This is a genomic window from Rhizorhabdus dicambivorans (assembly GCF_002355275.1).
GTDB lineage: Bacteria > Pseudomonadota > Alphaproteobacteria > Sphingomonadales > Sphingomonadaceae > Rhizorhabdus > Rhizorhabdus dicambivorans.
Genome location: NZ_CP023449.1, coordinates 3,758,946 through 3,770,755 on the forward strand (window position 1 = coordinate 3,758,946; position 11,810 = coordinate 3,770,755).

Annotated in this window: 12 protein-coding genes; 4 read left to right on the forward strand and 8 right to left on the reverse strand. The window is 65.9% G+C overall.

The features are described from left to right. Positions 1–97: 97 nt before the first annotated feature. From CMV14_RS17675 to CMV14_RS17695, 5 genes are all read right to left on the reverse strand, one after another. Positions 98–1,024: a tol-pal system YbgF family protein gene (locus CMV14_RS17675; RefSeq protein WP_066962446.1), complete on the reverse strand. Its 927-nt coding sequence runs from the start codon at positions 1,022–1,024 to the stop codon at positions 98–100. A gap of 59 nt (positions 1,025–1,083) precedes the next feature. Continuing rightward, positions 1,084–1,989 carry a helix-turn-helix domain-containing protein gene (locus CMV14_RS17680; protein WP_066962374.1) on the reverse strand — a complete coding sequence of 302 codons (906 nt, stop codon included), beginning with the start codon at positions 1,987–1,989 and terminating at the stop codon, positions 1,084–1,086. Positions 1,990–2,106: 117 nt separating this feature from the next. After that, positions 2,107–4,386 (reverse strand): phosphoenolpyruvate--protein phosphotransferase, encoded by a 2,280-nt coding sequence (ptsP, locus tag CMV14_RS17685; RefSeq protein ID WP_066962377.1) that lies wholly within the window; start codon positions 4,384–4,386, stop codon positions 2,107–2,109. 152 nt (positions 4,387–4,538) lie between these two features. Further along, positions 4,539–5,555: an NAD(P)H-dependent flavin oxidoreductase gene (locus CMV14_RS17690; RefSeq protein ID WP_066962380.1), complete on the reverse strand. Its 1,017-nt coding sequence runs from the start codon at positions 5,553–5,555 to the stop codon at positions 4,539–4,541. Further along, positions 5,555–6,811 (reverse strand): aspartate kinase, encoded by a 1,257-nt coding sequence (locus CMV14_RS17695; protein WP_066962383.1) that lies wholly within the window; start codon positions 6,809–6,811, stop codon positions 5,555–5,557. The genes CMV14_RS17690 and CMV14_RS17695 overlap by 1 nt, the downstream gene beginning before the upstream one ends. Positions 6,812–6,894: 83 nt before the next feature. Between CMV14_RS17695 and ubiG the strand changes: the two genes are divergently transcribed. Genes ubiG through CMV14_RS17710 form a run of 4 tightly spaced genes read left to right on the forward strand, consistent with a single transcriptional unit; the run spans position 6,895 to position 9,171 of the window. After that, complete coding sequence (gene ubiG / locus CMV14_RS17700; protein WP_066962386.1) at positions 6,895–7,629, forward strand: bifunctional 2-polyprenyl-6-hydroxyphenol methylase/3-demethylubiquinol 3-O-methyltransferase UbiG; 735 nt, start codon at positions 6,895–6,897, stop codon at positions 7,627–7,629. Next, positions 7,626–8,066 carry a class I SAM-dependent methyltransferase gene (locus CMV14_RS27210; protein WP_238147079.1) on the forward strand — a complete coding sequence of 147 codons (441 nt, stop codon included), beginning with the start codon at positions 7,626–7,628 and terminating at the stop codon, positions 8,064–8,066. The genes ubiG and CMV14_RS27210 overlap by 4 nt, the downstream gene beginning before the upstream one ends. 10 nt (positions 8,067–8,076) lie before the next feature. Then, positions 8,077–8,370, forward strand: a complete 294-nt coding sequence (locus CMV14_RS27215) for a hypothetical protein (RefSeq protein ID WP_238147080.1) — start codon at positions 8,077–8,079, stop codon at positions 8,368–8,370. Positions 8,371–8,379: 9 nt separating this feature from the next. Continuing rightward, entirely contained in the window at positions 8,380–9,171 is a 792-nt protein-coding gene (locus tag CMV14_RS17710; RefSeq protein WP_066962389.1) for an NUDIX hydrolase, read from the forward strand. On the opposite strand, the gene CMV14_RS17715 is transcribed toward CMV14_RS17710, so the two are convergent. From CMV14_RS17715 to CMV14_RS17725, 3 genes are all read right to left on the reverse strand, one after another. Next, the gene (locus CMV14_RS17715; RefSeq protein WP_066962392.1) at positions 9,102–9,971 is read right to left on the reverse strand and encodes a class I mannose-6-phosphate isomerase; all 870 of its coding nucleotides are present in this window, start codon (positions 9,969–9,971) and stop codon (positions 9,102–9,104) included. The two genes, CMV14_RS17710 and CMV14_RS17715, sit on opposite strands and share 70 nt — an antisense overlap. Positions 9,972–10,074: 103 nt before the next feature. Then, on the reverse strand, positions 10,075–10,623 hold the full coding sequence (locus CMV14_RS17720; protein ID WP_066962395.1) for a hypothetical protein: 549 nt from the start codon (positions 10,621–10,623) through the stop codon (positions 10,075–10,077). A gap of 240 nt (positions 10,624–10,863) precedes the next feature. After that, the gene (locus CMV14_RS17725) at positions 10,864–11,115 is read right to left on the reverse strand and encodes a hypothetical protein (RefSeq protein WP_066962448.1); all 252 of its coding nucleotides are present in this window, start codon (positions 11,113–11,115) and stop codon (positions 10,864–10,866) included. Between the last annotated feature and the right edge of the window lie 695 nt (positions 11,116–11,810).

Below are 11,810 nucleotides of genomic sequence, written 5' to 3' on the forward strand. Positions count from 1 at the left end.
GTCGGTGGCCTTCCCAGATGCCGTCTGGCTGACGAGAGACATCGACCCCAGACTTCGCTGGGGTGACGTGGGTGGGGAGGTCAGCCCTCCCCCGCCCTCATTTGCATTTGGCATCGGCCTTGCCCTTGGCGACCATCACCTCCAGCGCGCCGGTCACCTTGTCGGGATATTTGGCCGCGAGCACCTCATAGGCCTGGCAGGCCTTGTCGAACAAAGGCGGCTTCCGCTTCATCAGCGCCTGGGCCATGAAGACATAGCTGTGCGGCGCACGCTCTCCATCCTCGATCTTGGTGTTTTCGAAGAACTCGCGGATCGCCTCGTTATACTGGGCATTGTCGAGATAGGCGCGGCCGGCGAGGTTGCGGGCGTAGCTGGCATATTTGTGCTTGGGATATTTCGCGTACATCGCCTTCAGCGCCGCAACCGCCTCCGGATATTTCTTCGCCTCCCACAGCCGATAGCCGGCCATATAGGCATCATAGCCCGGATCGGCGCTCGCAGCGGGAACGGCGGCAGCGGGTGCCGCCGGGGCCGGCGCGGTGCCGCCCGCCGGCTTGGGCGCGGGCGGGACGACATAGGGCAGGCTCGCGCCGGGGGCGCCGCCCCCGGCGACGGGCGCGGACTTGCCCTCGAGCGCGTTGAGGCGGAACTCGGCATCGCCCCTCATCTTGGCGAACTGATCCTCGAGCTTGCGCAGGTTGAAGCTGTTCTGTTCGACCTGGCCGGTCAGCGCAGCCAGGGCCTTTTCCAGCGCATCCACCCGGCGCGTGAGATCGGCGCTCAGCGTGTCGGCAGGCGTGCCGACCGGCGCGGGCGGCGCAACCTGCGGCTTGATCTCCGGTTCGAAATATTGCTGCGCACCGCCGGGGAAGACCTTGCGCTGGACGGCCTTCATCTCCTTTTCGAGCTTGTCGACCCGCTTGTCGACCGTCATCGGCGCGCTCGCCTGCTGGGCGAGTGCGGGCGCGAAGCTGGCCGGTGCGGTAGCGGACAGGAGCAGGAGGGCGACGATCGCCTTCTTCATGACGCGGACTTTCCCATATTCGTTACGCTGATGATAATGCCGTGGCTGCAGGCCCAAGATCAAGGCTGCGGGCGGCGATCGGAGTCGGGTGCGGGGTCAGCCGACAATCCCGGCAGTACCTCCGGCGCGTCGGCCACATTGCCGTCGGCCGCATTGGCGGGATCGGTAGCCGCCGCCGCGGCCTCCATCACGATCGCGACCAGAGTGCCACGCTTGAGGCTATAGTAGCGCACCAGCTGGTCCGGCCTGCCGACCGGAGGCAGTTCGGTCGTACCGATCATAACCTTGAGCGATTGCGGCCGCCCCGTGCGGAGGACCGGATCGACCGCACCATCGGGGACCGTGAAGCTCTGGCCCGCGACCAGCACGTCCATGAAATAGGTGTTGCTGCCGTCGCGCTCGGACACCTTGATCCAGACATCCTCGATCGCCGCGACGCTTATCGGACCGGTCGGCGCGACCGGGCCGGTGGGAACCGGCGGCGCAACCCGCCTGGCCGGGATCGGGCGATTGTCCTGGACCGTGTCGGCGGCAAGCTTGGCGAGATCGCTGCTGTCGCCTTCGAAACGCAGCAGAAGATAGGCCATGCCCAGCAGCAGCGCCACGCCCAGCGCGATCATCGCCAGCAGGCGCGACGGTACGCGGGTAGGATCGACCGGCTCATAGGCCTCGGGTTCGAAATGCGCGCGCTGGGCATCGCCGACCTCGTCGCGGAACGCACGCGACAGCGCCTGGCCATCGAGCCCGAGCATCATCGCATAGCTTTTCACGAAGCCTGCCGAATAGGGCAGCGCCGGCAGGCTGGCACGATCGCCGCTCTCGATCGCCTCCAGATGACGCAGCGGGATGCGGGTACGCGCGGCTACGTCGCTCAGTTCCAGCTGCTGCCGCGCGCGCTCAGCCGCCAGTTGCTCGCCCACGCTGCGGGGAAACAGGCCTCGATCGTCGTCCGCGCCTTCGCTCATTGCGCTCTTTCCTCTACACTTCGGCGCAGCGACGCAAGCGGCCAATCACAAAAAATCGGCCCTTGATCGCCGACGGAAGCGTACCGTTCCCCTGGCGTCAACGGTCTGCCGTGCAAATCAGGCGACCGCAACCCCATTGCTGTCCGCCCACGCGGAAAGATCGGCCCGCAAGCTGCGCAGCGGGCGGGAAAGGAAGTCCGCCATCCGCTCGCGCAGCGCGGCGGCATCCAGGCTGCGGATCATCGCCTTGACCGGGCCGATCGCCGCGGGCGTGATCGAAAGCCGGCCGATGCCGAGCCCGATCAGCGCCATCGCCTCCAGCGGCCGCCCCCCCATCTCGCCGCAGACGCCGACGGGTACGTTCGCCTCGCAGGCCTGCCGGGTGACGCGGCCGAGGAAGCGCAATATGGCCGGGCTCAACCAATCATAGCGCTCGGCGAGCTTGGGATTGGCGCGGTCGGCGGCGAACAGGAACTGGGTCAGGTCGTTGGTGCCGATCGACAGGAAATCGAGCTTGGGCAGGATCATGTCCAGACTCTCGGCCAGCGCCGGAACCTCCAGCATCGTGCCATAACGGATCGCATTGGGGACGCCGCGACCATGATCGTGGATCCATTTGCGCTGCGCCTCGAATAGCGCGACCGCCTCGTCATATTCCCAGGGCTCGGACACCATCGGGAACATGACGCTGAGGGTGCGCCCCGCCGCCGCCTCGATCAGCGCGCGCGCCTGGACCTTCATCAGCGCGTCGCGCTCCAGACCCAGACGGATCGCGCGCCAGCCGAGCGCGGGGTTCTCCTCATCGGCTTCGTCGTCGGTGTTGAGATAAGGCAGCGCCTTGTCCCCGCCGATGTCGACCGTGCGGAAGATCACCGGCCGGTCGCCCGCCGCCTCCAGCACCTCCCGGTAGAGGCGCTGCTGGCGCTCGCGCTGCGGCAGGGTCGCCGAGACGAGGAACTGGAACTCGGTGCGGAACAGGCCGACGCCATCGGCGCCGGTGACGTCGAGCGCAGCCATGTCGTCACGCAGGCCGGCATTGACCATCAGTTCGATGCGCAGGCCGTCCTTCGTCTGCGCGGGCAGGTCACGCATCGCGGCAAACTCGGCCCGGCGCTTCTGCCCGACCATCATCTGGGCCTCGAAAGCCTCTTCCATGGTGGCGTTCGGGCGGACCACCACCGAGCCGACGGTGCCGTCGAGCAGCAAGGTATCGCCGTCGTTGATGGTGCGCCGGACATCCCTGACGCGGCCCAGCACAGGCACGCCCATCGCCCGTGCCACGATGGTGACATGGGCCGTCAGCGAGCCCTCCTCGAGCACCACCCCCTTCAGGCGGCGGCGATCATATTCGAGAAGTTCGGCGGGACCCAGGTTGCGCGCGATCAGGATTGAATCCTGGCGCAGGCCGAGTTGCGCCGCAGTGCCGAGCTGGCCCGAAACGATACGGAGCAGCCGGTTCGACAGGTCCTCCAGGTCGTGCATGCGATCGGCGAGCAGCGGATCGCCGATCTCACGCATCCGCATGCGGGTGCGCTGCTGCACGCGCTCGATTGCCGCCTCGGCGGTAAGGCCGGCGTCGATCGCCTCGTTGATGCGTCGTATCCAGCCCTCGTCATAGGCGAACATCTTGTACATCGCGAGGACGTCCTGATGTTCTCCCACCGCGCCGAAATCGGCCTCGCGGGTCATCCGGTCGATCTGGTCGCGCATCTTGGCGAAAGCGGAGATGACGCGGTGCCGCTCGACCTCGATATCCTCGGCGACGGTATGCTCGATCTCGATGCGCGGCTGGTGGTAGACCGCCCTGCCCCGCGCCATGCCTTCGACCAGCTTGAGCCCGGCGAGGCGCACCGGCCCGCTCTCGCGCGCATCCTTCGAACCGGAGCTGCCCTCGTCGATCAGGCCCGCGCCGGCGATCAGCTCGGCCAGCACCATCGCGACGGTCTGCAGCGCCTCGATCTCTACATCGTCGAAGCGGCGCTGCTCGCGATGCTGTACCGCAAGCACGCCTACCGCCTGCTCGCGCCGGACGATCGGCACGCCCGCGAAGCTGTGGAACAGTTCTTCGCCGGTTTCCGGCTTATAGGCGAAGTCGGGGTGGCTGGTCGCCTCATCGAGGTTCAGCGTCTCGACATTCTGGGCGATGGTGCCGACCAGACCTTCGCCCATCCCAAGCTTGGTGACATGGACGGCGGCCTGCTTCAGGCCCCGGGTCGCGAACAGCTCCAGCGCCCCATCACGCAGCAGATAGACCGAGCACACCTCGGTATCGAGCGCCTCACCGATGATCTGGACGACATGGTTGAGCTTGCTCTGCGCCGCCGAGCGCGATGCCATCACGTCGTGCAGGCGCGTGAGAATCGTGCGCGCGGCAGAGGTGGCGGTGATCGGCGACATATTCGCCCGCTATCAGAAAGAGGGGGGGGATTCCAACGATGGAATCTTCCTGGCAAGCGTCGACCCGGCGGAGACCGAGCCCGGACCGGGACGCCAGAGACGTCACCGCAAGAACCTGTGACGGCCCCGGCCTCCCCGGGGCGACGAGAATATCAGGCGGCTCTACGCTCCAGCGCCGCCGCCGCTTCCTCAATCAGGGTCTCGACGATATCGGCCAGCGGCTCTTCCTTGGTGACCATGCCGACCGATTGGCCGGCCATCACCGAACCATGCTCGACGTCGCCGTCTATCACTGCGCGGCGGAGGGCACCGGCCCAGTAATGCTCGATCTGGAGCTGGGCCTCGCCCATCTCGACCTTGCCCTCGTCAAGTAGCTGGGCAACTTCACGCTGCTTCGCGGTGAACAGCTCGGACGAAGCATTCTTGAGCGCGCGCACCGGAATCACAGGCAGGCGCGGGTCGATCTGGACGCTGGTGATCGCGTCACGCGCCGAGGCGCGGATGAAGGCCTTCTTGAAATTGGCGTGGGCGATCGATTCGGTCGCACAGACGAAGCGGGTGCCGAGCTGGACGCCCGCCGCGCCCATTTCCAGATAGCCGGCGATCGCCTCGCCCCGGCCGATGCCGCCCGCGACGAACACCGGCAGGTCGGCGGCGACGACCGGCAATATCTCCTGCGCGAGGACCGAGGTGGTGACGGGGCCGATATGGCCGCCCGCCTCCATGCCTTCGATGACCAGCGCATCGATACCAGAACGGATCAGTTTCTTTGCCAGGGCCAGCGCGGGGGCGAAGCAGATCACCTTGGCGCCCGACGCCTTGATCTTCTCGATCGCTCCGCCGGGCGGCAGACCGCCCGCGAGCACGACATGGCCGACACCATGCTTCGCGCAGACCTCGATCAGCTCGAACAGGTCAGGGTGCATGGTGATAAGGTTGACGCCGAACGGCTTCGATGTCAGCGCCTTCGTCCCCGCGATCTCGGCATCGAGCAGTGCCGGGGTCATCGCGCCGCAGGCGATCACGCCGAAGCAGCCCGCGTTGGACATCGCGGCGACGAGGTTGCGCTCCGAGACCCAGCTCATCGCGCCGCCAAGGATCGCGTATTCGCTGCCCAGCAGGGCCGCGCCGCGCGCCATGAGCTCGGTGAGGCGGGCCTTGCCACTCATCAGGCGGCGTCCTCCGCGTCGAGGCCATAAGCCGTGTGGAGGACGCGGACCGCGAGTTCGGTGAAATCCTCGTCGATCAGCACCGAGACCTTGATCTCCGACGTGGTGATGGCGAGCACGTTGATACCGCGCTGGGCGAGCGCTTCGAACATCTTCGAAGCGACGCCCGCATGGCTGCGCATGCCGACGCCGACCACCGAGATCTTGGCGACCTTGGTGTCATGGATCAGCTTCTGGAAGCCGATCGTGCCCCGCTCGCGTTCCAGCACGTCGAGCGAGCGGGCGAGCTCGGCCGAGGGAACGGTGAAGGTCACGTCGGTCGATCCGGTGTCATGCGCGACATTCTGGACGATCATGTCGACATTGATGTTGGCATCGGCCAGCGGCGTGAAGATCGATGCCACCGCACCGGGGCGATCGGGCACTGCGACCAAGGTGACCTTGGTCTCGTTCTTGTCATAGGCGATGCCGGTGATGAGCTGGCGTTCCATGGCGCTTCCTTCGAGTTCTTCCTCGCCGACGATCATAGTGCCGGGGGTGGGATTGTCCGTTGGCTGGTCGAAGGAGGAGAGGACCTGGACCCTCACCTTCTCCTTCATGGCGAGCCCGACCGAGCGTGTCTGCAGCACCTTCGCACCGACCGAGGCGAGCTCCAGCATCTCCTCATAGGTGACCTTGGCGAGCTTGCGTGCCTTGGGCACGATGCGGGGATCGGTGGTGTAGACGCCGTCAACGTCGGTGTAGATGTCGCAGCGATCGGCCTTCATCGCCGCAGCCACGGCCACGGCCGACGTATCCGAGCCGCCACGGCCGAGGGTCGTGATCCGCTCATCCTCAGTCAGGCCCTGGAAACCGGGGATGACCGCGACTTCGCCGGCGGCCATCGCCTTGCCGATCGCGTCCGAATTGATGTCCTGGATGCGGGCCGAGGCATGGGCGTCGCTGGTCCGGATCGGCAGCTGCCAGCCCATCCAGCTGCGCGCCTTCACCCCCATCGACTGGAGCACGATCGCCAGCAGGCCGCTGGTGACCTGCTCGCCAGAGGCGACGACCACGTCATATTCGCGCGGATCGTACAGCGGTGACGCCTCGCGACAGAAATTCACGAGACGGTCGGTCTCGCCCGACATGGCCGAAACGACCACCGCGACCTCGTTGCCCAGTTCAACCTCATGTTTGACCCGGTTCGCGACGTTGCGAATTCGCTCGATCCCCGCCATCGAGGTCCCGCCGAATTTCATAACGATGCGTGCCATTGCCTACCGTCTGTCCCATGGGGCCGAAAAGGCCGGAAAAGCCCTTGGGTTCAAGGGCGCGGCCCTGATAGAGAGGGGCCGCTATGAACGCAAGCGCACAGAAAAATGGCTCGGTCGTTGCTGAGGAAGCGGCGCATTTCGGCCGATTGGCGGCGGAATGGTGGGATCCGAAGGGCTCCTCCGCGATGCTGCACAAGCTCAATCCGCCGCGGCTGCGGCATATCCGCGCGACGATCGACGCGCATTGGGGAACCGATCCGGAGTCGCTGAAGCCGCTGGCGGGCCGGCGCGCGGTCGACGTCGGCTGCGGCGCGGGGCTGCTCGCCGAACCGCTGGCCCGGATGGGCGCGGCGGTGACGGGCATCGACGCCGCGCCCGAGAACATCGCGGTGGCGCGGCTCCATGCCGAGAAGCAGGGCCTGTCGATCGGGTATCGCGCCGGCGGGGCCGAGGCACTGACCGGCGAGACGTTCGACCTCGTGACGTCGATGGAGGTCATCGAGCATGTCGCCGATCCGGCCAGTTTCGTGACGACGCTTGCGCGGCTGCTCGCACCCGGCGGGATCATGATCCTGTCGACGCCGAACCGCACGCCGCTGTCGAAACTGGCGATGATCACCTTGGGCGAAGGGCTGGGCATGGTGCCAAAGGGAACGCATGACTGGCAGAAGTTCCTGACGCCCGACGAACTGGCCGGCCATATCGAGGCGGCGGGGCTGCGCGTGATAGAGCGCAAGGGGCTGAGCTTCTCGCCGGCGGTGGGCTTCCACCTGAGCGACAATATGGCGCTCGACTATTTCCTCACCGCGATCCGGTGAGCTTCAAGGATCATTTCTCGTCCCATGCTGCGGCCTATGCCGCCTATCGGCCCACCTACCCACCCGAACTGACCGCATGGCTGGCGTCGACCACGGCGGATCGCGGGCTTGCGCTCGACGTCGGCTGCGGCTCGGGGCAGTTGACGCTGCAACTCACGGCGCATTTCGACCGGGTCGTGGCGACCGATCCCAGCGCGCAGCAAATAGCGAATGCCGTGCAGCATCCCAGGATCGACTATCGCGTCGCCCCGGCCGAGCGGAGCGATCTGCCCGATGGCGCGGCCGATCTGCTGACCGCCGCGCAGGCAGCGCACTGGTTCGACCTGCGCGCCTTCTTCGCCGAAGCGCGGCGAACGCTTAAACCCGGTGGGAGTCATCGCGCTGATCAGCTATGCGGGCATGGAGCCCGCCGGCGAGATCGAGCGGATCGTCGATGATTTCCGGCTGGTGACGCTCGGCGACTACTGGCCGCCGGAACGCGCGCTGGTCGAAAACCATTATCGCGACATCAGTCTGCCATTCGAGCCGATCGCAGCGCCGCCATTCTTCGTGGAGGCGCAATGGCCGCTCGCAGCCTTGATCGGCTATCTCGATACCTGGTCGGCCGTACGGGCTATGGAGCGGCACATCGGGCGGGCGCCGCTGGAGGCGGTATCCGCCGATCTGGCGAAGGCGTGGGGAGATCCGGAGACGCTGCGCAGGATCCGCTGGCCCTTGACGATCCTCGCCGGACACGCCTGATAGGCCGATATGTATCCTGCGATTCCCGCCGCCACCCTGATCCTGTTGCGCGACCGCCCAGGCCTGCCGCCCGAGCTGCCGATGGTCGAGCGCGGCTCCCACCTCGCCTTCGCCGCGAACCGCATGGTGTTTCCCGGCGGCCGGGTCGACGAGGACGACCGCATCATCGCGGTCCGCAGCGAATTGCTGGTCGCGGGACCCGAGATCGATCCGGAAGACCTTGCCCACCGCATCACCGCGATCCGCGAGACGATCGAGGAAATCGGGCTGGCGCCGGGCATAGAGGGGATCACCGCACCCGAGCCGATCGCCGCGATCCGCGCCGCGCTGCACGGCGGAGAACCGTTCAGCGCGATCCTGGCCCGGGAGGGCCTGCGGATCGACCCGCACGGCATCCACCCCTATTCGCGCTGGCGCCCAGACCATGAACTGTCCCGGCGCTTCGACACCCGTTTCTACATCGCCCGCGCGCCCGAGATCGGCGAGGCCGTCGCGGACGGGACCGAGAGCCACCATTGCGTCTGGGCCAGCGCCGAGGAGCATCTTATAGCCGGCGGGCTGATCTTCCCCACGGTGCGCCATCTGGAGCGACTGAGCCAGATCAGCGATTTCCCCGACGCGGTGGCCTTCGCCGGGCGCTATCCGATCGTCACCATAACGCCCTGGCATGAAGAACGGGACGGGCAGCGCTGGCTCGTCATCCCGGATGACCTGGGCTATCCGGTCACCGCTCAGCCACTTGCAGAGGTCGATCGGGATTCCGATCCGACAAGGCCTTCGAGAACCCGCACGCCCGGATAAGCAACATAGATGGTGCTGCCCGGAGCGATATCGATCGAGGCAGCACCCTCCACGATCAACGCATCCCCCAGTTCGACGGCGCGACCATCGATCGCCGCGCTGCCCTCCACCGGCAGCACCCAGACCGTGGCGCTGCCGGTGCCGATCATGAAGCTGCCCGCCATCGTCCAGCGTTCGAGGACGAATTTCTGCCGCTCGGCGAGGATGGTGCGACCCGGCGCCATGTCACGCGGCGCCGGATTGCCGGCGAAGGGTCCGAAATCGGAAACCTCCATCGCCTCGTCCAGATGCAGCTCGCGATCCGATCCATAATCGTAGAAGCGATAGGTGAGATCGAGGTTCTGCTGCACCTCCACCACCCGCAGCCCCTTGCCGATCGCGTGGATGGTGCCGGCCGGCGAATAGATCACCTCGCCGGCGACGACCGGCTTCCAGTGCAGCATCGACTCGATCGAGCCGTCCAGCGCCCCGGCGCGCACAGCCTCGGCTTCCATCTTCTCGTGGAGACCGAGTGCGATGGTGGAATCGGCCTCCGCGGAAAGGATGATCCACGCCTCGTCCTTGCCGCGCGGGAAACCGCGCGATCGGGCGGCAGTGTCGTCAGGATGGACCTGAACGGACAGGCGCTCGCTGGTGAAGAGATATTTGACGAGCAGTTCGCGCGGCTTGCCGGACGGATCTTCATACCAGATCTCGCCGATGGCCGGACGGTCCGCCGGCTGATCGGCAAACAGCGGGGCAAGATCGTGACGGCCCCACGGCTTTTCTACTCGGTGCGTGGTAAGGGCCGTGACCGCCAACTCGAATCTCCCGCTAGCTGAGGCACAAAGCTAGGGCGGGAGACTCGTTCCGCAAGAGGAGGGAAAAATAAGGCGGGTCGCCGCAATGGCGCCCGCCCGATGCTCAGTTGGGCAGACGGGCTTCCACCTTGTCGACCCATTCCGGATAGAAAACCGGCTCCCGGTTCGACCAGCCCGGCGCGGTCGCCGCAGCCTCGCTGATCGACTGGAGCAGAACACGCCGCTTCTCGGGATGAAGATGCGGCAGAGCCGCCGCCGCGCAGAAGGCGCCCGGCAGCCAAGGCCGCACATTGGCCCCGATCAGCCGTTCATAGAGAAAGCGATAGGCACCGAAGCTGGCGAGCCGATCCTGCCCAAGATCGAAAGCGGAAATGGTGATCAGCGGCGACAGGAAAGGTTCAATGGCATCAAGGCCGCTATCATCGGGCACGAGCTCCCGGATGTGATCGAGCCGGGTGTAGACCCGCGCCTGCGCCATGATGCTGGCAGATTCGATGACATCGCGTGACCAGCGCGCCAGCGCATCCTCTCGGCTCAGCCCGATATCGAGTGAACGGCGAATATAACGCTGGGTGGAGGCGGGGAAGCTGGCAAACTCCTTCATTTCCGCCAGCGTCATAGCGCCGTCTGCAGGTCTCATATGCGTGCCCATACCAAAACCCCCTAACTGGAAGCCTAGGATGGCATCATGCGTCCATCATGGTTTACGGACGCTTAAGCCCTCGTAAGGCCTCTGTTCAGGATCGAATCATGTTTCTTGCTGCATTGCAACAAGCAAAGCTTCGCAGGGTTCCGCAAACCGCAATATTCTGTGGATAAACTTCCGGCAGGGCTTGCGCGGGCGCAACAGAGGCCGGTGCGTGGCCAGACGCGATGCCATAAGCCTAAAGTCTTATTCCTTGCCCTGCATCCGGGCTTTCTCAGCGGCTTCGTCATAGCCTGAGGAGGGAGCGGGATCCTTGCCCTTGCCCGGCTGCGTGTTGGACGGCGCATCGGAAGTGGGGAAGGTTTCATCAAGGGCCACGTCAAGCTTGGCGTCCTCGTCGCTGGGATTGCGGGCGAGCTTCTTGTCGTCGCTCGCGTCGTGCGCCGTCCGGATGTGCGGCGTACCACGATCCTCCTTGTTCGGCGCGTCGATGGTCATGGCGTTCATCCTCTGCCAATGTTCTGGAGGGATTCAACGAATGGGCCAGCGGGCTGTTCCGGGCACGAAGCGGAGGCTAGAAGCTGAATCTTCGATGAACGACATGGGCTGTTCGACCAACGCCACAGCCTGACAGGAGCGTACTTACACCAGTGAATATATATAAAGGCCATGACATTGAACAATGATGGCCCGCGCGGTGTTGCCGTGAGCCCGCGGGTGGCGCTGCTGTCGATCCTGTGTTTCTGGCTCGTCTATTTCACGGTGGCGACGGTGCGGTCGTTCACGATCGACTGGGGACACCAGGCCGAGATGCTGGCCGCGCGATCCTTCGTGACGATCGGATCGATGGTGGCGACCTATATCGTCTACCTCGCGATGCGCCCCCTGTCGGGCAAGTCGCTTGCGGTGAACGTCACCGCCGTGGCCCTGCTCGCCATTCCGGCGGCCGTGGCCTACAGTTCGATGAACTGGATGGCCTTCCGCCAGGTCGACAAGCAGATCGCGATCGAGAAGGCGCGGGCGGCTGAGGAACGCAAATACTGGCCCACCGACCAGAATGTTGCCGAGGCGCGCGAGCAGGCGCGCGAAGCCATCGCCGCCGCCCGCGATGCGATCCGCGAGGCCACCGCCCAGGCCAAGGCCGCCGCCGATGCCAAGGCGGAGGCTCAGCGCGCCGCCGCAGCTGCGCAGCG